This window comes from Bacteroidia bacterium (assembly GCA_037045145.1).
In the GTDB taxonomy this organism is placed as follows: domain Bacteria; phylum Bacteroidota; class Bacteroidia; order AKYH767-A; family OLB10; genus OLB10.
Genome location: JBAOIA010000011.1, coordinates 1,097,734 through 1,119,636, shown reverse-complemented (window position 1 = coordinate 1,119,636; position 21,903 = coordinate 1,097,734). Strand labels below are relative to the sequence as shown.

Below are 21,903 nucleotides of genomic sequence, written 5' to 3'. Positions count from 1 at the left end.
CAATGATACGAAAGATAATTTAAATAGTCGTCTAGTTTTGTTAAAATGTTATCATTCATAGTTAAACAGTCAGGATAAACCTGACAATTAAGATATGAAACATCATTATTTGTCGGTGCGATGGCAAAATTGGCTCTTTTGCAAGCTTGGGTTTATGTGTCGGCTTGCAGCTCTTTTAATTTTGCGAAGCGTTGGGATTTTGTTGTCCGTTGTCAGCACGAAAGTTTGTGTTTAGCACGGTCGCCATAGCATTACTGGTAACGTCAGTCTGTGAAAAAAATATTTTTTCAGTATTTACAAATGTAAAATAATTTCAATAATTTTAAGGGGAAATAAATAAAAAAAATGCCTCAAATACAAGGTATCAACCGAGAACAAATCACTTTTTCAAACCTTGAAAGTCAGATAGCAAAAGACAATGAGATTCGATTTATAGATGCATTTGTAGATAAGCTGGATTTAAAACAACTCGGTATTCAATCGCTCATTCAGAGGGAAAAGAAAAAAGCCGGGAGAGCATCTTTTGAAGATGCACTTTTTTTAAAACTGTATCTATATGCCTATTTAAACGGATTAAGAAGCAGTCGTAAATTAGAGAAAGAAGCTGTTCGTAATATTGAGTTGCAGTGGTTGCTCAAAGGACTTTGTCCGAACTATCATTCTATTGCCGACTTCCGAAAGATTAATGCTGTGGCACTAAAAAGCTTATTTAAGTTGTTTGTGTTGTTTTTGAAAGAAGCGGGCTTGATTGGTGGTAATGTGATTGCCGTAGATGGCACCAAAATAAGAGGGAGCAACAGTAAAAAGAATAACTATAACCCCAAAAAGATTGAAAGGCATCTGGCATATATCGAAGAAAAAACAGAACAATATTTAGAGCAGTTAGATAAAGCCGATAGGGAAGAAAACCAAGTCCAGAGTCTATCCATTAGTGATGTAGAAGATAAATTAGCCAAGCTGAAAACACATAAGATCAAGTACGAACAATTAGCCAAGCAACTAGAAGAGAATAAAGAGCCACAGGTAAGCACTACTGACCCTGATGCAAGAGCCCTATTGGTTCGAGGTGTAGTGGTAGAAGTAGGCTACAATGTACAAGCAGCCGTAGATGCACAGCACAGCTTGGTAGTAGCCACACACACCATCAATCGCAACGATAAAAATGCCTTGTACGATATAAGCAGCGAAGCCAAAGAGAATATAAAAGCAGAAGCCCTCACGGTTATAGCCGACAAAGGATATCACACCGGAAAAGAATTGCAATCATGTCAGGCAGCAGCAATAGAAACAATAGTAGCAAGGCAAGAGATAGTGAACAGCAACGAAGGTGGCACACAACCTGAGTACCTCATTCAACACTTTAAGTACAACCAGGAAACCGATACGTACACCTGTCCGCAAGGCGAAACACTGCATACCACAGGCAAATTGCATACAAAAAAGCGCAGTGAAGACATCTCCTATCAATTTAAAAAGTACCGAAGTACAGCTTGCAATACATGCCCTGTAAAACACCTCTGCACCGGCAGACAGGATGGTCGAAGGGAAATAGAACGCAGTGAATATGCCGAAGCGGTAGAGAGAAACAAAACGAACTATGAATCCAACGCAGAGTTATACCGCAAACGGCAGGAGCTAAACGAACATATCTTTGGCACAATCAAACGGCAGTGGAATTTGTATTACACCAATTTGAGAGGATTAAAAAAAGTGAATGGAGAGCTGGCACTCATCATGACTGTTTACAATATAAAACGCGCCAAGAACATCTTAGGCTTTGATAGACTGATGGAAGTGCTGAAAAATTGGACACCAAAGTATCCAGGAGGATATTTTTCAATTAAAAGTAGACTTCATCAGCCGCGGCTGATAAGCCAATATACGCCCATTAATTTTTTCCAAGAAAATATCGCTGCATAAAATCAAGCCATCTTAAAACAGAGAAGAGCACTTCTACATTAATTTTAAAAGCAGTATTTTAAAAGAAAATGACTTTTTTCACAGCCTGACGTTTTGCAGCTTTGCGAAGTGGCGGAGTTTATTTATCGAAGCACAAATGTTCAACTTTGCACAAATGTTCAATGGAATTACTGAAATTGAATTTAGCACTAAACCCGCCATTTTGCCAAACTGCTGTTATATGCCGTTTTTCTATTTGTCACGAAATGCCTTGTTCAGTTTTGCTGTCAATTTATAGAACTCTCCATAAAACTCATTTCCAGCTTTTGCCTTACTTTTAAATTCTCCTAGATATAAGTTTTTTAGTTGTTTCTTAGCCGATGCTGCTTCTTCCTTATTGTCTGATTGAAGCTGATGAACTAATTCGGTATTTGCTGTCCAAACTGCATTGCAAATACTGTCAGGAAGCAAACCTTCAATTGCTCTTTTGCCACCTTTGTCTTGTCCTACTTTGAAATAATCTTTTTCACTTTCAAATTTCAAACTTGTCAAGCTGTTTTTTACTTGACTAAAGGCGTCTAAGTCAAAAGTAATTATTAGTTTATTGTATTTTTCTTTAAGGAACTTCATCATTACGGTGTTATTGAGTGTCCCAAAACCATTGTATGGAAAAATTTCTCCGTCAAAATCGAGTTTGTTTTTACCGTGTTCTTCATTACGTAAAAGTTCCAAATATTCCTTGTCTGTATCACCTTCAACCAAAAGCAAAGTGCTTGATTGACTAAAAAACACATTTCTAATATTGTCAAATTCTGGACCTTCAATTCCAAGTGCTAATGCAAAAGGTTTTTTCCAATCAGGACCTGAAGTATCAACTTTAACTGTCTCTCTCAATTTCTTTTTATCAACCTTTCTTTCAAGCAAAATATTTGAAGTTGGGTCATCAAGACTTGAAAGTAAAAATGGACTGTGTGTTGTTGTAATGATTTGAATTTGAAATTCGGTCGCAAGGTCTTGAAGGATTTTACCAAACTCAGCTTGTGCAGACGGGTGTAAAAAACTTTCTGGTTCTTCAATTAAAACGATAGGTGCAATTTTTGATGAGTTCTCTGATGTTTCTAAAAATTTCTTGGCATTGAACAAACTTTTAAGAATAAGAGTTCGATTTTTAGTTCCGCTTCCCCAGCTATCCAATGGGATATCAAAGTCTTTCTCACCAAGAGAAATTTCATAAGGGACACGGTCAAAGTTGAAACCAGGAACAGTTAAATTGATATCATATTTTTCATTTAATCTACCAAGTAAGTCCGTCAAATCTTTTTTATGTCTTTCTGAAATTTTCTTAAATTCTTTTTGTAAAACTTCTCTTTTGCCTTTAATTGAAGTTCTTTCAGCCTGTGTGAAGTCGTCAAAATAACCGTGAAACCTTCCATAGTTTCTTGTAACTTCAGTTGAGTTGTGAAAGAGAAGTGTTTTTGAGTTTCTAATTTTTGATAGAACTTCTCTTGCAGGAAATTCTTCTAATTTCTTATTTTCAAAAATGATTTCTATTTCGGGTACATTCTTCTCTTTATGAAAGCGAACAGAAATTATTAAACAATAGTTGTCTTGTTTAGGTATACTGTCAGTATTTTCTGATTTGGCAAATGTCTCAATGAATTTTATTAGTCCGCTGTCTGTTAAGTTGAAAAGTCTAACGTGAATGCAAAATTCAATTGGTTGAGTTTTATCTGTTTTCCAAATTGTATAATCGTCTTTATGATTTACTTCAAAGTCCGAAGCATCTTCAAATGGACTAAGGTCGAAACCAAGAATACTTCTAACAGCTTGAATTAATGAAGATTTTCCAGCATTATTTTTTCCGCAAATTGCAGTATAGAATGTATTTACACTGATGTCAATGTTGTCAAGCGTTTTGTAGTTTGATATTTTTATTCTTTCAATTTTCATTTTGTTGCTGTTATTTGTATGCTCGATGTCGTTCTAAAATGGCATATAACTTGTTTATACCCGCTACATTGTTTCGCTTATTCAACATATTTTGGTGGATAAGCGAAACCGATTAGTGGATTATACCTAATGTAAAATTATTAAACAAAATTCTAAAGTTGTTCAAACAACATACAATTTATTAATTATACACTATCCACATTCTCTAAGAATGTCGTCATATCCATTGCCATTATTGTTTCTCTCGATTATTTCATTAAGAATATAAATCAAATCAGTCTCATTAGAAACAAAACTAAATTGACTTTTCGAATTGGGTGTTATTTGTCTAATTATTTTATTGTTTTCGAAATAATATCTATTTTCGGTTTTAATTCCATCTCTATCAACAATTATTTCATAAATAAAAAGCAAATCCATATTATTTAGATAAAATTCACGAGCAATTGTAAAGTCACCTACAACGTCTTCCGAAATTGTTATTTTATTTAGAATGTCCTTTTCATATCTTAAACTTAACCAACCACAGGATGATTTATATTCTTTATCAGTACAGTTTTTACAGCCATTAATTTTTGCATAAGCTGCACGTATTGTTTCAATTCTACTTAATTTAGGAGGAGAGTCAATATTAATGACATTTTCAGAGTCCAAATTTATAGGATTGCTATTTTCAGGTAATTTAAATTGTGATTTATTATATAAAAATATACTTGATATAATAAGAAGTAAACACGTAATCGAGAGTACTAGTAATGTGCTTTTATGTGAACTTTGCTTTTTTTCAATATTTTTCCTATTTAGCTTTGATTTCAATTTTTCAATTTCTTCTTTTTCCCTTTTTAATTCTTCAAACTTTGATTTATATTGGTCTTCACATATTCTCTTTGATTGACTTGCATAGTCTGAAGTTTTTGAATCATAATCCTTTTGTTTGGATTTTAATTGCTCCTCTTTTTTCTTTAATTCATTTTCCTTGTTTTTTAACAATTCTCTTTCCTTTTGAATTAATGTTTCATACTCCTTTCGTATTTGTTCTTCATAATTCTTAAAATTAAAACTCGAATTTTGTTTTGTAAAAAAAGTTAAATATTGAATGTCGTAGTACCTACGTTGAAGTTCATTTGATAGAATTTCAAAAGCTTCTTGTATTTCTTTAAACCTTTCTTCAAAAAAGATATCTCCATCGTTTTTGTCAGGATGAAATTTGACAGATAACTTTCTATAAGCTTTTTTAATTTCGTCTGAAGATGATGATTGTGTTACTCCGAGTATATAATAATAATTCTTCATTTTTCATTAAAAGTCTAAATCTGTCTAATGCTACAATGTGGTCTGTTAAAGTTACTACTCTTTTCATGCCAATTAACGATGGTTGACTTTTAGCATACCGAATGACAGGATTGAAAAGAGCTCTTACCGTTCACTCTCGAACATAATCTCAATTACAGCACTTTTCAAGCTATATTGCCAATTTATTTGTTATAGCCAGTGGTTCTTAGTTGTTCGTTAATTACTTGGCTAAAATTTGTCGCCATAATTTGTAAATGTTGTCAAATTCAATACCTGTGTTTGCAGGACTTGTGCTTGGTAAAGAAATATATTTTAAATCATTTTTCCTGTCAAAATACTTGTCGAAAAGTGCTTCGGATTTTGTCCCATTGAAACCAATAATTTTTAAATTCTTATGACATTCAATAAAGCCAACCAAGTCGTTTGGTTCTTCGTCTTCAATTGCACTGTCAAGGCTACCTTTTCTATTTGCTTTGTGGGCAACGTCCCAAACTCCAATTTTGGTTTTTATTAAAAGTTCCTTTTTGCCTAAATAGGTTAATGGCAATGTATTGTTAGTAATTGTCGAAATAATTTTCCAAAACCTGTTTTGTGGGTGTGCATAATATTCTCCAAGTTCAAGTGAACGATCGCCTGGCATTGTTCCTAAAATTAAAATCTCTGTGTTGTCCCAAACGAGAGGAGCAAGAGATTTCTTTGAATGAGAAGTTGAAGTTGTCCGAACCGAAGAGGCTGTAGTAAGTCTTTGAATATTTTTCTTGACAACTGTTGGTGAAGCTGAATTATAACTATCGTCAACAACTTTAATTACTCCAGCACGAATGAGTTCTTCCAAGTCAGCAACGGTATAACCTTTCTTTGAACTGTAGTCCGAAAAGTAAAAGCCGATGTCACGAATTCTGTCACGAATACGTTTCTGTTCGTCTTTAGTTGCAACAATTTTCTTATTGATGAGTCGTTTGATTTCATCAATCTCTGCTGTCGTGAATTTGTTTTTTCCTTTCATAATTGCTCGTCTATTTGATGTTAGCACTATCGCCATAGGGTTGCAGATAACTCGCTTATACCCTCCGCCAATACAACAACCGTATGTTGGCTTTGCGCCTTTAGGAGTGGGGGTTATCTAATAAACAAAGTTAATGATTTTTGTGCGAATTATCAAAATGACCAACTGCTTTCAAGTGACTTTTATGGCTTAATAGCTGTTTAACCGAGATTATGCATTAGGGTAAATTAATTTTGAATAAACGGTAATAATACCAGATATTTAGGGGTTTAAAACTTTCCACCATATGGGTGTTATAGATAAGATAGAATTTAGCGACCATCAAGTTAGTGCTTGGGGCGGCATGAAGATGATGAAAGACTTAGTTGACGGGAGTAAAATAAAGGATGAATTAGCAAAGCTTCCTTTACCTGATAAAGGCTCTAATCGGGGCTATGATCCGGTACAAATAATAGAGTGTTTTTGGACAAGTATTTGGATTGGAGCAGGTAGATTTAGTCATTCAGCCTATTTGCGCTTTGACGAAGTACTGAAACAAATTTTTGGATGGAAACAAGCTCCTTCACAGAGTACCTACAGTAGATTTTTTCACAAGTTTGACTGGAAAAGGAATACAGAAACCTTTGTTCCTTTATTTCAATGGTTCTTTAATCAGATACAATTCAATAATGTAACCTTAGACTTAGACAGTACAGTTATAACACGCTATGGAGAGCAAGAGGGAGCCAAGAAAGGGTATAACGCAAAGAAACCCGGCCGCAATTCTCACCATCCACTACTGGCGTTTATACCGGAAGTACGTATGATAGCTAATGCTTGGATGCGACAAGGAAATACAGGAGCAACCAGTAGTGCGAAATCATTTTTGGCAGAAACTTTAGAAATATTATGCAACAAAAAAGTAGGTTTAGTGCGTTGCGATAGTGGTTTTTATAGTCAAGATTTTTTGAGCGAACTCGAAGCAAAAAATCTTAACTATGTGGTAGCGGTTAAATTTTATCCAACGATAAAAAGAGAACTGAGAAGCTTAACAAAATGGGTGAGCATTAAAGACGGAATAGAAATTTGCGAATTTAATTACCAATCACCTGAATGGAAAGCTCCTCGCAGAATGGTCGCTGTAAGAAAGAATATTACCAAACTAAAAAAAGCAACAGGTCGCTTATTGCTTTTTGATGAGCAGATTTACTCTTACCGATATAGTCTTTATGTTACAAATTTAGATTTACCGGCTCAGCAAATATGGGAGATGTATAAGCAACGAGGCGATGCAGAAAACAGAATTAAGGAGTTAAAATATGACTTCGGATTAGAAACATTTTGTGCTACTAATTTTTGGGGAACAGAAGCTGCATTTAGAAGCATTTTAATGGCATATAATCTAATGGCTTTGTTCCGTCAATTAGTGCTCAAGCATAAGTCTCAAGCCACTTTAAGTACTTTACGGTTTAAATGCTTTGCATTAGGCGCATGGATTACAAAACATGCCAGAATAACAACATTAAAAATAAGTGCGACCGGTGAAAAAAGACGTTGGTTAGATGCTCTTTTTGATACGATACCTAAAATAACCGCTCCTTATTCTTTTTCTAATGCATAATCTCGGTTTAATGGTCAAAAGGTTGGTGACAATTTCACGCAGGTGGGGGACATAGTTATGGCACAGGGTATGCAGAAAATAAAATACTTAACGTACAATGTAAAAGTAAAAAGTGATAAGGTGAAAAGTGTGAAGCCCAAATAATATACAGCATCAAAATGTTCTATGCATCTGCGAATAGCCCTGATGGAGACCTGTATGATTTTTGTGCGGGAGCGGTGCCATGCACCGGGGCGACAGCAGGACAGAAACACTGATGAAGTTTCTGAAGCTTGTGCTCCAAAAAGTTATTTAATAAGGCGTCTAAAAAAATAGTATTCAGAAAAAAAGTACCCGGAGTGGTCCACCGCAGGCGGAGAACCCACACAAACGCTTTTATATTATAAAATTAGTGAAAAAAAAGTACCCGGAGTGATCCACCGCAGGCGGAGAACCCACACAGACGCTTTTACATTATAAAATTAGTGAGAAAAAAAGTACCCGGAGTGGTCCACCGCAGGCGGAGAACACACACAGACGCTTTTACATTATAAAATTAGTGAGAAAAAAAGTACCCGGAGTGGTCCACCGCAGGCGGAGAACCCACACAAACGCTTTTATATTATAAAATTAGTGAAAAAAAAAGTACCCGGAGTGGTCCACCGCAGGCGGAGAACACACACAAACGCTTTTACATTATAAAATTAGTGAGAAAAAAAGTACCCGGAGTGGGAATCGAACCCACACGGACGTTTAAGGTCCACAGGATTTTAAGTCCTGCGTGTCTACCAGTTCCACCATCCGGATAAAAAGGAACTTCAAAAAAAAAGTTACCGAAAAATAACAGCTAAGGTTTAACACAGGCCAACCGTTAGCTACTTGTGTGTCGGTAACTTTTGTTGAGAGCGGAAGACGGGGTTCGAACCCGCGACCTCGACCTTGGCAAGGTCGCGCTCTACCAACTGAGCTACTTCCGCATAATTGCTTGATATTTCAACACTTAAATCCCCGACTTCGTTAGAAGGGATTGCAAAATTATAAAAAATAAAATAAGAACAAATTTTTTACTTTTTATTTTTTGAAAGCAGCGTTTTTATCTCGTTCAGTTTAAAGAGTGCCTCCACAGGGGTGAGGGTATTGACATCGGTTTTAAGTATTTCGTCCCTTATTTGCTCTAAAAGTGGGTCGTCCAGTTGAAAAAAACTTAGCTGCATGGCGTCTTTGTCGGCCTGATGTCCGGCATTACGCAGCAACTCTGTGTTGCTATGTGCTTTCTCAAGCAGAGCAAGCATTTTTTCGGCTTTATTGATGACCTGTGGCGGCATACCGGCCATTCGCGCTACGTGAATACCAAAGCTGTGTTCGCTGCCACCGGGAACTAATTTCCGCAGGAAAAGTATTTTATTGCCCGCTTCTTTTATGGCTACATTGTAGTTTTTTATTCTGCTGTAGGTGTTGGTCATTTCATTGAGCTCGTGATAGTGTGTGGCAAACAGTGTTTTGGCACGCGCATGTTTAGACTCATGGATATAGTCGGCAATAGACCATGCAATAGAAATGCCATCGTAGGTACTTGTGCCGCGACCGATTTCATCTAACAACACCAGGCTGCGCTGCGTAATGTTGTTGAGAATGCTTGCCGTTTCATTCATTTCTACCATAAAGGTTGACTCGCCTGAAGAAATATTATCGCTTGCTCCTACCCGGGTAAAGAGTTTATCAACCCAGCCTATTTCTGCACTCTTGGCAGGAACAAAACTTCCGGTTTGTGCCATGAGTACTATGAGTGCCGTTTGCCTGAGCAGAGCCGACTTACCCGACATGTTAGGGCCGGTAATCATGATTATCTGCTGCGTTTGCTGATCTAAAAAGATAGCGTTTGGAATATAGGCCTCGCCAGGAGGCATTTGTTTTTCGAGTACAGGATGTCGTCCTTCTGTAATGGAAAGAACAAGGCTGTCGTTTACCACAGGACGTGTGTAGTTGTTTTCTAATGCAACATTGGCAAACGACAACAAACAATCGAGTTGCGACAAAACAGATGCATTGACTTGCAAGGGTTGAATATAGTTTTGTGTAAAACTGATTAGCTCTTGAAAAATTTCATTCTCGATAGTTGCAATTTTTTCTTCGGCACCCAATATTTTCTCTTCGTATTCTTTGAGTTCCGGAGTGATGTAGCGCTCGGCATTTACGAGTGTTTGTTTTCTTATCCAACTTTCGGGGACTTTGTTTTTATGTGCATTGGTGACTTCAATGTAGTAACCAAACACATTGTTGAAGGCAATTTTAAGAGAGGAAATTCCGGTTTGTTCTACTTCGCGCTGTTGTACTTTAAGAAGATAATCTTTTCCTGAAAATGCTATTTGTCTTAAATCGTCAAGTTGCTGACTGAAGCCTTTAGCAATGAATCCTCCCTTTGATGCAAGTGGTGGTGCATCATCAATAATGGCTTCCTGAATTTTTTGAATGAGCAGGTTGCAGGGATTGAGCTGTTCAGACAAAACATTAAACGTACTGTTGCCGGCAGCAGCAAGGTTATCTTTAATAGGTTGAATCTGAGATAAGGCACGTTTGAGTTGTACCAATTCGCGTGGGGAAATTCTGCGCAATGCAATTTTAGAAAGCATTCTTTCAATATCGCCTATATGCCGCAGTGCTGTTGCTGTTTTTCCTCTTAATGTTTCATCTAAGGTAAATGCTGCTACGGCATCATGCCTCTCTCGAATGGTTTTAATATCTTTTAAAGGAAGCAGTATCCACCTCTTGAGCAACCGCGAACCCATGGGTGTGACAGTTCTGTCAATTACATCAACTAAGGTGCGTGCATTTTCATGTGGCGAGGCTACCAGTTCAAGATTGCGTATGGTAAACTTATCGAGCCAAACATATTGTTCTTCGTCAATACGTGCAATGCCTGTAATGTGCGACAATGTTTGCTGCTGCATCTGTCCGAAATAATGCAAGGCAACGCCACAGGCCACAATCATTTCATCCATTTCCTGAATGCCGAAACCTTTGAGTGAATTGGTCTGAAAATGTTTGAGTAAAACTTCTTCTGCATAGTCTTTCTGAAAAGCCCACTGATCGAGTGTGTAGGTGTAGAAGCCATCGCCAAAGCGTGCAACAAAATCTTTTTGCATGGATTTCTGCAATACCACTTCGCTGGGCTTAAAATTCTGAAGTAGTTTTTCTATGTACGCATCTTTGCCACGTGCTGTAAAAAAAGCACCTGTAGAAACATCTGCAAAGGCCACACCTGAAATGTTTTCTGTAAGATGAACTACGGCAAGAAAATTGTTGTGTGTGTTTTCAAGAATTTTATCATTGTAGGTAACACCGGGAGATACCAGTTCTGTCACCCCTCTTTTGACAATGGTCTTTGTTGTTTTTGGGTCTTCTAACTGATCGCAGATGGCAACACGCTGTCCGGCACGAACCAATTTAGGTAGATAGGTGTCGAGTGCATGATAAGGGAAGCCTGCAAGCTCCATTTCTGATGCAGCGCCATTGGAGCGTTTTGTCAGTACTATGCCCAAAATTTTTGATGTCTTTATGGCATCCTCACTAAAAGTTTCGTAAAAATCGCCTACACGAAAGAGCAGTAATGCATCAGGATACTTTGCTTTTATGGCATTGTATTGCTGCATGAGCGGAGTTTCGCTTTTATTTTTTTCTTTTGTCTTCAATTGTAAAAAATGAAAAAGTTAACCGGCAGCGAAATGGGTCGCGCTTCGACAGAGGGGTTTAAGCAAATACAAAAAATTCCTGTTGTCATTATTCTTGAAAATATCAGAAGTGCACTAAATACAGGTTCTGTTTTCAGAACCTGCGATGCCTTTCCGGTAGAAAAAATTATTCTAACGGGCATCACGGCACAACCACCTCACAAAGATATTTTAAAAACTGCATTGGGCGCTACGGAGTCTGTAAACTGGCAATATTATTCTGATATTAAAGACTGTTTTACTGAACTTAAAGCAAAGGGTTATAAGATTTTTGCTGCAGAGCAGACAAGCCAAAGTATAGCTATGCCTGATTTTAAGCCTGCTCCTTCTGAATTATTAGCCGTAATTTTCGGGAATGAAGTTGATGGTGTAAGCAATGATACATTAGCAATGTGTGATGGGGCAATAGAATTGCCGCAACATGGCACTAAACATTCCTTAAACATTGCAGTGTGTGCAGGCATAATAATTTATGATTTGTTTCAGAAAATGAAGCCATAAAAAAAGCCGGACTAAAGTCCGGCCTTCCTTTAAATATCATTCCAATTATTTTGCTACTTCAAAATCAACTCTTCTGTTCATACGCTTGTTGCCTTTAGCAAGTTGTTCTTTCTTACCCAATGATGTGGCAGCAAGTCTTGAAGCATCAATACCATAAACTTTTACAAGATGGTTTATAGCAGCTTCTGCACGTTTCAAACCTAATTTATCATTGTATTGTTCTGATGCATCTACATCGCAATTTCCGACAACATTCAGTTTCAACTTTGGATTTTTTATCATCACACGTGCAACTGTATTCAATCTGTCGTGGTATGCTGATTTTATGGCTGATTGGTCAACATCAAAGAAGATTGAAGGCAACCAACCTGTAGCACTATTAGAAGTGATACCATCATTTCCATAAGAACCGGCAGGTGCAATTGTCATACCCTGGAAGTTAACTAAGTTTCCTTTAGGTGTGTTCGGCTCCATATCGCGGCTATCAGGAACACCATCGCCATCAGTATCAACCTCTAATCCATTGGCGTCAACTTTTGCTCCTTTATTAGAATAAGGATCAGAGTCCAAATTATCAGGAACACCATCACCATCGCTATCTAAAGCAGTACCATCACCATAAACTTTAACACCTTCAGGAGTTGAGTTGTCTTTGTCGAACAAATCAGAAACACCATCTTTGTCTTTATCGCCTGACATTACATCAATTCTGTCTTTCATATCAGACAAGTCGTTATATACTACTTCCATTGGGTTAACCCACTCCATCATAGCTTGCTTTTTGCCGAATGTGTAGTTTAATCCTAATTGGAAAAACGACCAGTTGTCGCTCTCAGTTTTTGAGTCATATACCTGATCTACTTTATCGTTTAGCGTCTTGTTGAATGTGGCAAGTAAGCCGATATCAAAACGTTTGATCTGATATTTAAACCCTAAACTCAAAGGTAAAAATCCTTCAGCAACCGAACCTTTTTTTACATAAACGGTTCCGTTGTCGAGATCAGTAACCTTGGGTGCATAGCTAAATATACCCAAACCAATTTCACCATAGAAGTGCAAACGCTTGTTACGTTGTAAGAAGCTGATGTTACCAATGGTGTAATTCAGGTTAAGGCTACCTTGATAAATTGGCGACTTAAACTTGATGTTTCTGGTAATCTGAGGGCTGGTAACTGCATTAGGAACTCTAAAAGTTGTTTTGTTTTTCTTGCCGCTTAGATTGGTATAATTACCGCGAACGTTTACCTGTACAGAGTGGCTAATCTGATAGCCAACTTTAAGACCGAAAACAGGGTCTTGGATATTCTTAAGAATGCTGTTGTTGTTTCCGGTTTTTTCGTTAAGGTCGCCCTGGAACCAGTTCAATCCTACAGTTATACCTGCTGACCATTTGTCAAAATCTTTGTTCTTTGGAAGGCCATATCTGGCAGATTCCTGAGCGAACGCAAATTGCGTAGCAGAGATTAAAAAAGCTGAAACGAGTAAGGTTTTTACTTTCATCGTATAGAGTGGTTTAATATTTTACAAAATTTTGTGGTGCAAGTATAACACAATGATTTTAAATATTAAAATTAATTATGAAGGAAATAAACAGATTTATTGACACTATTTGACGATTAGAACCTAAAACCTGCCTTTTCTATGGTTTCAATAATTTTATGAAAATCGCTTTTTTTGCGCACAAAATCAAGACCTTCTGTATTGATAATTAGGATATTGGAAGCCGCATTGGGCTTTTTCATAAAACGACCATAGGCATTATTGATTTTAAGCAGATACTCGTCTTTCATATTCTGCTCGTAATCGCGTCCGCGATTCTTGATATTTTTTTGCAACGTGGGTATCTCCTTTTGCAAATACACAATTAATTGTGGCAGGGGCAATCCTACGTTGAGCATCTGAAAAAACTGTTCAAAAAGACCATATTCATTTTTCTTAAGATTTGACTTGGCAAACAGCAGTGTTTTCTGAAACATATAGTCAGATACAATAGGAAATGGCAGTGTGTTTTTGTTGAAAAATGTTTTCAGTTGCTTATATCGTGCTGCCATAAATGACATTTCAAGTGGAAAAGCAAATTTTTCAGGGCTGTCATAAAACTGCTGCAAAAAAGTATTCTCTGCAAACTCTTCCAATATTAAATGGAAGTTAAACTCCTCGGCAACCATCTTAGCCAAAGAGGTTTTACCTGCACCAATGTTTCCTTCAATGGTTAGAAATTTATTTCTGTGCATATACAGGAAATTTTGTGACTTTCAATTCATCTTTGCACGTATCAAGCAGTTCCGCAATTCTTTTTCCAAAAACCGGATGTATAAAATCGGGAATAAGCTCTACAAGTGGCTCCAGCACAAATCGTCTTTCATGCAAGTGTTTATGTGGTATAGTAAGCTCGGGTGAACTGATGATGTCATGGTTGTAAAAAATAATATCGAGATCAATACTGCGCGGCTCCCATTGCTGTACCCGAACACGCCCACTACTTTTTTCAAATGATAACAGTTCGGCAAGCAGCACTTTTGCGGTTATAGAGGTATGTATTCTAAATGCTTGATTCAGAAAAGGTGGTTGTTGTTGATTGCCCCAAGGTGCGGTTTCATATACCGATGATGAATCAGTATTTTTTTCAGATAGTTTTTCAAGAAACATTGCCGCCTCAGTCAGATTGTGCAGTCTGTTACCTAAATTGCTACCTGCAAGTATAATTGCAATATTCTGAGGTGAAGCCATTTTGATTTTATAGCTTTGCAAAACTAAATTTTCAAACACATACAAGAACATAAAATGAAACAATTTCTGAAATATGTTTTAGCCACGCTTACAGGCTTGATACTTTTTTGTCTTTTATTCTTCTTTTTGTTTGCAGTACTGCTTGGCAATGCATTTAAAAAAGACGTTGTAACTGTTAAAAACAATTCTGTATTAAGGATAGAACTTAAAATGCCTATTGCAGAACGAAGCGACAACAATCCGTTTCGTAATCTGAATCTCACTACATTAAAAGCAAGTAAACAACCCGGTCTTAATGACATAATTGCCAATATTGAGAAAGCATCTAAAGATGAAAACATCAAAGGAATTTTACTTAACCTGAATAGTTTTGAAGCCGGCTATGCAACTGCAACAGAAATCAGAAATGCATTAGTACAATTTAAAAAATCAGGTAAGTTTATTTTTGCTTATGCCGAATATTATTCAACCAAAGCGTATTATCTGGCAAGTGTTGCCGACAAAATATATCTACACCCTGAAGGTGCAGTAGATTTTAAAGGACTCTATGCACAATTAATGTTTATGAAAGGCGCATTGGATAAACTTGAAATTGAGCCTGAAATTATCAGACATGGAAAATTCAAAAGTGCTATCGAACCATTTATTTTGGATAAAATGAGTCCTGAAAACAAAGAACAGGTTGCTACTTTTATCAATTCTATATGGGAAACTATTCGTGGTGAAATTGCAGAGTCACGAAAAATAAGCCGTGAAGAATTAGAGCAAATTTCTGACAGTTTAGCTGCAGAAAATGCAAAAGACGCACTTCGTTTAAAATTAGTTGACCAATTATGTTATAAAGATGAGTTAGAAAAAATTCTGGCAGAAAAATCCGGTGTTCAGGAAAATGATGTTAACTATATCAGTCTGAACAAATACAATGAAGCCGTTGTTAAGTCAGACAAAAAATTCACCACTGACCGCATTGCCGTAGTTTATGCCGTTGGTGATATTGTTAGTGGTAGTGGCGAAGCCGATCAGGTAGGTTCTGATAAGATAGCCGAAGCAATAAAGAAAGCACGTTTGGATGATAAAGTAAAGGCCATTGTTTTAAGAGTTAATTCTCCCGGAGGCAGCGCGCTGGCATCGGATGTGATATGGCGCGAAACAAAATTAGCCAAGGAGAAGAAGCCATTTATTGTAAGCATGGGCAACCTTGCAGCATCAGGAGGTTACTACATCAGCTGTTTAGCCGATACTATTGTAGCCCAACCTACTACTATTACAGGATCCATTGGTGTTTTTGGGTTGCTCTTTAATGCACAAAAACTGCTAAACAACAAATTAGGATTGACATTTGACACCTACAAAACCGGACCTTATGCTGACCTAGGTATGCCAACAAGACCTCTTGAACCTGCTGAAAGGAATATTCTTCAACGCAGTGTTGAAGATGTTTACAGTACCTTTATTGGACGGGTTGCTGAAGGCAGAAAAATGGAAACAGCAATGGTTGACAGTATTGGCCAAGGCAGAGTGTGGAGTGCTACCGATGCAAAGAGAATTGGTTTGGTTGACATTTATGGAGGACTGAATGATGCAGTTGCCCTTGCTGCAAAAAAAGCAGGATTGGACAATTACAGAATAAAAGAACTTCCTGAACAAAAAGATCCAATACAGGAAATACTTGAAGACATGAAAGGTGAATCGGAAAGTATGATGATGCCTGACTATATGAAAGAAAGTGTGAAGCTGATGAAGTATCTCAGACAAATTTCCGAACAAGATAAAATTCAGGCTAGAATGCCATTTGGCATTGCCGTTGAATAATAGACATCAACACTTTTATAGGAGTCAACTTAAAATTGACTCCTATAAAACTATTTTCTTGTGAGTGCCTTTATTTTATCCATTAAATCTTCATGGGTAAAGGGCTTGCTTACATAGGCATTCATTCCTACTGCAAAACATTTGTCAATTTCTTCTGCAATAACATTAGCCGTCATTGCCATAATAGGTACACTATTTAACGGTGACGGCATTTGCGTACGAATATAATGCGTGGTTTCATATCCATCCATTTCAGGCATGTGTATGTCAAGAATCACTAAATCGTAAGCACCTGATTTGAGTTTTTCAATAGCCTGCACACCATTATCTACAATATCCAATGTAAGATCAGGTATCATCATACGCAGGGTATCTTCAGCTACCATTTGATTAAACTGATTGTCTTCTGCAAGCAAAATTTTCAGATCTTTTCTTATTTCAGAATTTACCGGAACAATGTTTTTACCATCAGCAGGCATTTCATTGGTTGCTAACAATGGCAATTTTACGATAAAAGAAGAACCTTTGCCTTGTACACTTTCAACAATTAATTGGCCATTCATTAATTCAATCAGTTGTTTGCTGATGGCAAGACCAAGGCCTGTTCCGCCAAATTTTCTTGTAGTATCTGCACTTTCCTGAGTAAAACTTTCAAAAATGTGTTGAATTTTATCCTGCGCAATGCCAATGCCTGTATCAACTACGCTAATGCTGATACCGTTTGATGTATCTTCTACCGGAGCCACTTTAATTGTTACTGAGCCGTTTTCAGTAAACTTAATGGCATTACCAGTAAGATTAATCAACACTTGTGTTATCCTTACCGGGTCGCCAATATAATTTTCAGAAAGTGCTTGATTATAATCCACATTAAATCCAAGACCTTTTTCTTCAGCTTTAACTCTTAATGACTCATATACATGGCTTACTTTTTCGTGCAGGTTAAAAGGAATTTCTTCAATAGTAAACTTGCCGGATTCAATCTTTGAAATATCAAGAATATCATTGATGATGACCAACAGATTGTCGGCACTTGTTTTTATAATTCCAATATACTTTGACTGTTTTTCGTCAAGTTCAGATTTATGAAGCAGGTTGACCGTACCTATAATGGCATTCATTGGAGTCCTTATTTCATGACTCATATTAGCCAGAAACTGCTGTTTTAGTCTTTTTGATTCTTCGGCCTTGTCCTTTTCCAGGACAGCAATTTCTTTCTCTATAATGGTTTGCTGCAGTGCTTCCTGCGCTTTTAAACCTTGTTTAATTATTTCAACCTCACTCAACCCTTTTCGCAAAGTGGTGTCGAGGTCGGTCATGTCAATGGGTTTGGTAATAAAATCAAAAGCTCCACTGTTCATGGCTTTACGGATATTATCCATATCACCATAAGCAGAAATCACTACTGCTTTAGGTTGAATGTTATTTTCTTTAATCTGATTCAACAAGGTCAGTCCATCCATTATAGGCATATTGATGTCTGTAAAAACCAAATCTATATCAACATCTTCTTTTAGCTTCTGTAGTGCCTCTTCGCCATTATGAGCAAAATCAAATTGCAATTCGTTGTTCCTTATCTGAGAACGAAACCGCTGCTTGACTAAAAGTTCAAGATCAGGTTCATCATCAACTACCAGTATTTTTTTTGCCATAACTATATTGCTATCACTCTTGCCATTTTCATTTTGAGGTCATTAAAGTCAACCGGCTTAGTCACAAAATCATCAACACCTTTCGATTTGGCTTCATTAAAATTCTTATCATCACCATAGGCAGACACCATAATTATCCGCATAGCCGGAAATTCGGCTTTAACCTTTTCAACCAACTGAAGTCCGTTCATGCCGGGCATATTAATATCCGACAAGATCAACAAAACATCCATGGGATTAATGTTGTGTAGATAGTCTAAAGCGTCTTCGCCACTAAATGCAAAGTGAAGATCTATATGCTTCTCTTTTAATTCACGTCTGAACTTCAACCTGAATAACAGTTCAACATCACGTTCATCATCTACAATCAGAATTTTTGTTTGCATGATATTTTTTTTATAGTTGGGGCAATTCAATAACAAACTCAGATCCACTACCTTTATGAACATTCACACTAAGCATACCATAATGACCTTTGGTAATGATATCATAACTTAAAGACAAACCCAATCCTGTTCCTTCACCGGTAGGTTTGGTTGTAAAGAATGGCTGGAATATTTTATCTACAATATCATCAGGTATTCCACCGCCATTATCGCTAATGCTGATATAAACTTTGTTTGCGGCTTTCCACGTTCTAAGCCGAACCTCAGGATGATATGTCTTATCTGACTTTTTTCGTAATTGATTTACTGCATAGAATGCATTATTGAAAATATTCAACAGAACGCGACTTATATCTTGTTGAACAACACTGAGCTTTGGGAGTGAAGCATCTAACTCAATCATGTTCTTACAGCCGAAATTACTATCGTTTGCACGAAGGCTTGTGTAGGCAAGGTTCATAACATCTTCTGCCAGTTTATTGATGTCTGTTAATACTTTCTCCGCTGTTTGCGAACGACTATGCATAAGCATACTCTTAACAATACGTTCTGCACGTTTACCATGTTCATTTATTTTTTCCAGGTTGGTTTTTATATCATGAGAAATTGACTTCCATTCTTCTTTATCTTCGGTAGCATTCAACTCATCAATAAGATCTTGCGACAATTCAGAAAAATTATTGACGAAGTTAAGAGGGTTTTGAATTTCATGCGCAATACCAGCAGTAAGCTGACCCAAAGAAGCCATCTTCTCTGCATGAATCAGTTGCGACTGTGTGTCTTTAAGCTCCTTCAGGGCGCGTTCAATCTCTAATGATTTCTGCTCTGACTTTTCTTTCTCTTCCCGCAATTCGGCTGTTCGCTCCTGTACTTTTTGTTCCAAAATCTCATACTGTTTCATGAGCGTTCGTGTACGCCAACGAATGTAGGTTATGGTTAATCCAACGAAAGTAAGACCCGATAAAATATAGAACCACCAGGTTTTCCAAAACGGAGGTTTGATGATGATGATGATATACGTTCCATCCTGATTCCAGATTCCATCGTTGTTACATGCTTTCACTCTGAACTTGTAAGTACCGGGGTCAAGATCTGTGTATTGGCGGTCACGCTTACTGCCACAGTATGTCCACGATTTTTCAAGACCTTCAAGCATGTAGGCATATTGATTTTTTTCGGGTAGAATGTAATTTAAAGCAGCATATTCAAATGAAAAGAAATTTTGATTGTAAGTTAACTCAATAATATTTTTGGACATAATTATCGTGTCCATAAAATAGGGCTTTTCAAAAAGATAAAACTTAGTGATAACTACCGGAGGTATGTAAGGATTATCGCGGATAGCTGAAGGTAAAAATCGATTAATACCACTGATGCCACCAAAGTAAATTTTACCATCTGCAGTCTGTGTAAATGCCCCCGGATTGAAACGATTAAAAACACCATCTTGTTCGTCATATATTCTCATGGTGAGAATAGAGTCTGAAGGTGCAAGTTTCATTTTGCAGATTTGATTTCCTGTAGTAAACCAAATATTTTTCTCTACATCAGAAATAATGTTAGTTACATTATTATTGGGGATTCCGTTGGTTTCTGTAAGTGCCGTAAAACTTTTCGTTGCGTAATTGAAAATATTTATTCCACCGCTATAAGTGCCTACCAGCAATTGTTGATTTGAAAAACTGTAAATTGAGTTGATATAATTGCTGCTAATTGTAGTATTGCTTCCCGGTTTTGATTCAAATGCAGTTATTGAATTTGCAGATATATTCAACAAACACAATCCACCTCCATAGGTGCCTATAAACAAGTTGCCATTGCCGTCATACTTTAATGCTGTAATGATATTGTTGCTTAGTCCTTTATTATCTTCTTTACGAATACTTGAAATTTTATCAGTTTGTCTGTTAAGTACGCAAAGGCCACCCCCGTAGGTACCAATATAAATATTTCCGTTTTCGTCTTCGGCAAGTGATCTGATATTACTATTGGTTAAACCATCAGCAATTTTATAGCTTCGAACAACTCCCGATTGTGGATTGATAGATGTCAGCCCGCCATAAGTTCCTGCCCAAACAATTCCGTTTCTGTCTTTGATTAGGCAAAACACACTGTTGTCTGCAAGTCCGTTTGCCGTACTATAGACTTGTTTAATGCCGCCCGTTGGTTCTTTAACAACTACACCTGTGCCTAATACACCCATCCACACATTATCCTCTTGGGGTAGAAAACAAAAAACATTCTTATTAGGAATTACATTACTCAATGGATCATCAGGCAAGGGCAACTCTGTTTTAAAACGCATCAGGTCTTCTTTGTAGTAATCAAGACCATTGTCTGTTCCAATCCAAATTATGCCGGCTTTATCACGATATACTGTCCAAATACTATTGCTACTGATAGAAAAAGGGTCTGTTTTGCTATGTGTAAAAGACGAGTATGTAGATACATTACTGTCAAAAATTATCAAACCTCCTCCAATTGTTCCGGCAATAATACTTCCATCCAGGTCTTTATTGATTCCAAAAACAGAGTTGTTTTCAAACTTGCCCAAATTGGTGTAATGAGTAAAAGAGCGGTTGTCTGTTCGCATAGCACTCATACCACTATTGAGGGTGCCTATCCAAATCTTATTCTGAAAATCGGCATAAAGACAGGTAATGCTGTTTTCTAAAGGAGAGTTTGTATTTGCAGGGTCATGGTTTATGATTGTAAAATTTCCGGTTTGATTACGATCGGCAATTGCAAGTCCGTTATCCGTTCCAATATACATTACACCATTCTTATCCTTTACTATAGCCGTAATATTATTACTGCAAATAGAATTCGGAATTGCTTTATTAGCAGTAAAATTTTGCCATTTACCAGTTGAAGTATTTAAGAGGTTGATGCCGCCACCAGCTGTGCCAACCCACAAAACTCCTGAAGCATCTTCTTCCATGCAGGTAATCTGATTGCTACTTATGGCGTTTCCTTTGGTATTTGTTCTAAAACTACCGAAATGTTCGGTTTCAATATCGAAAAAACTAAGTCCATCATCAGTACCTATCCACAACTTTCCATTATGGTCTTCAAACAAACAACGGATGCCATTGCTGGAGACAGAAGTTTCGTCAGATGGATTGTGCTTATAGACATCAATTTTATAGCCGTTATAGCGGTTTAGTCCATCTTCTGTGCCAATCCAGATAAAGCCAATTTTATCCTGAATGATGCAGGTAATTCTGTTGTGCGATAGTCCGTTTACAGTATTAAGATGCCTGAACACATCACTTTTTTGTGCAAAAGCATTGATGGCTATTAGGAAAAACAGCCAAAAAAGGTGGGTGACTTTTTGAATTGCTTTTGAAAGCATGGGTTCAAAAAT

At 37.1% G+C, this 21,903-nt stretch carries 14 protein-coding genes and 2 tRNA genes; 4 read left to right on the top strand and 12 right to left on the bottom strand.

Translation table 11 applies throughout. From position 1 onward, the window contains the following. Window positions 1-345 precede the first annotated feature (345 nt). A complete protein-coding gene (locus V9G42_05875) occupies window positions 346-1,920 on the top strand; it encodes an IS1182 family transposase (GenBank protein MEI2758949.1) in 1,575 nt (524 codons plus the stop codon). 231 nt (window positions 1,921-2,151) lie between these two features. On the opposite strand, the gene V9G42_05870 is transcribed toward V9G42_05875, so the two are convergent. The 3 genes from V9G42_05870 to V9G42_05860 all read right to left on the bottom strand — a co-directional run bounded on the left by V9G42_05870 (window position 2,152) and on the right by V9G42_05860 (window position 6,148). Then, the gene (locus tag V9G42_05870; protein MEI2758948.1) at window positions 2,152-3,849 is read right to left on the bottom strand and encodes an AAA family ATPase; all 1,698 of its coding nucleotides are present in this window, start codon (window positions 3,847-3,849) and stop codon (window positions 2,152-2,154) included. Window positions 3,850-4,041: 192 nt separating this feature from the next. After that, the gene (locus V9G42_05865; protein ID MEI2758947.1) at window positions 4,042-5,142 is read right to left on the bottom strand and encodes a DnaJ domain-containing protein; all 1,101 of its coding nucleotides are present in this window, start codon (window positions 5,140-5,142) and stop codon (window positions 4,042-4,044) included. Window positions 5,143-5,362: 220 nt separating this feature from the next. Then, complete coding sequence (locus V9G42_05860) at window positions 5,363-6,148, bottom strand: DNA-deoxyinosine glycosylase (protein MEI2758946.1); 786 nt, start codon at window positions 6,146-6,148, stop codon at window positions 5,363-5,365. A gap of 286 nt (window positions 6,149-6,434) precedes the next feature. Here V9G42_05860 and V9G42_05855 point away from each other — a divergent pair, with 286 nt between their 5' ends. After that, window positions 6,435-7,748, top strand: a complete 1,314-nt coding sequence (locus V9G42_05855; protein MEI2758945.1) for an IS1380 family transposase — start codon at window positions 6,435-6,437, stop codon at window positions 7,746-7,748. A 699-nt stretch (window positions 7,749-8,447) separates the two neighbouring features. On the opposite strand, the gene V9G42_05850 is transcribed toward V9G42_05855, so the two are convergent. The 3 genes from V9G42_05850 to mutS all read right to left on the bottom strand — a co-directional run bounded on the left by V9G42_05850 (window position 8,448) and on the right by mutS (window position 11,377). After that, a tRNA-Leu gene (locus V9G42_05850) sits at window positions 8,448-8,534 on the bottom strand. 97 nt (window positions 8,535-8,631) lie between these two features. Beyond that, a tRNA-Gly gene (locus tag V9G42_05845) sits at window positions 8,632-8,704 on the bottom strand. An 87-nt stretch (window positions 8,705-8,791) separates the two neighbouring features. Then, the gene (gene mutS, locus V9G42_05840) at window positions 8,792-11,377 is read right to left on the bottom strand and encodes a DNA mismatch repair protein MutS (GenBank protein ID MEI2758944.1); all 2,586 of its coding nucleotides are present in this window, start codon (window positions 11,375-11,377) and stop codon (window positions 8,792-8,794) included. A 48-nt stretch (window positions 11,378-11,425) separates the two neighbouring features. On the opposite strand from mutS, the gene V9G42_05835 reads away from it, so the two are divergent. Continuing rightward, window positions 11,426-11,956 (top strand): RNA methyltransferase, encoded by a 531-nt coding sequence (locus tag V9G42_05835; GenBank protein ID MEI2758943.1) that lies wholly within the window; start codon window positions 11,426-11,428, stop codon window positions 11,954-11,956. Between the two features lie 45 nt (window positions 11,957-12,001). On the opposite strand, the gene V9G42_05830 is transcribed toward V9G42_05835, so the two are convergent. The 3 genes from V9G42_05830 to folK all read right to left on the bottom strand — a co-directional run bounded on the left by V9G42_05830 (window position 12,002) and on the right by folK (window position 14,686). Then, window positions 12,002-13,456, bottom strand: a complete 1,455-nt coding sequence (locus V9G42_05830) for an OmpA family protein (protein MEI2758942.1) — start codon at window positions 13,454-13,456, stop codon at window positions 12,002-12,004. Between the two features lie 116 nt (window positions 13,457-13,572). Continuing rightward, on the bottom strand, window positions 13,573-14,190 hold the full coding sequence (locus V9G42_05825; GenBank protein MEI2758941.1) for a deoxynucleoside kinase: 618 nt from the start codon (window positions 14,188-14,190) through the stop codon (window positions 13,573-13,575). Then, entirely contained in the window at window positions 14,177-14,686 is a 510-nt protein-coding gene (gene folK, locus V9G42_05820; protein MEI2758940.1) for a 2-amino-4-hydroxy-6-hydroxymethyldihydropteridine diphosphokinase, read from the bottom strand. The genes V9G42_05825 and folK overlap by 14 nt, the downstream gene beginning before the upstream one ends. 54 nt (window positions 14,687-14,740) lie before the next feature. Between folK and sppA the strand changes: the two genes are divergently transcribed. After that, entirely contained in the window at window positions 14,741-16,498 is a 1,758-nt protein-coding gene (gene sppA / locus V9G42_05815) for a signal peptide peptidase SppA (GenBank protein ID MEI2758939.1), read from the top strand. Between the two features lie 50 nt (window positions 16,499-16,548). Here sppA and V9G42_05810 read toward each other — a convergent pair whose 3' ends face one another. The 3 genes from V9G42_05810 to V9G42_05800 are packed head-to-tail and all read right to left on the bottom strand — an operon-like array spanning window position 16,549 to window position 21,891. Beyond that, the gene (locus tag V9G42_05810) at window positions 16,549-18,150 is read right to left on the bottom strand and encodes a response regulator (GenBank protein MEI2758938.1); all 1,602 of its coding nucleotides are present in this window, start codon (window positions 18,148-18,150) and stop codon (window positions 16,549-16,551) included. A gap of 2 nt (window positions 18,151-18,152) precedes the next feature. Then, window positions 18,153-18,536 carry a response regulator gene (locus V9G42_05805; GenBank protein ID MEI2758937.1) on the bottom strand — a complete coding sequence of 128 codons (384 nt, stop codon included), beginning with the start codon at window positions 18,534-18,536 and terminating at the stop codon, window positions 18,153-18,155. Between the two features lie 10 nt (window positions 18,537-18,546). Next, window positions 18,547-21,891, bottom strand: coding sequence for a two-component regulator propeller domain-containing protein (locus V9G42_05800; protein ID MEI2758936.1), 3,345 nt, complete (start codon window positions 21,889-21,891; stop codon window positions 18,547-18,549). Window positions 21,892-21,903: the final 12 nt, after the last annotated feature.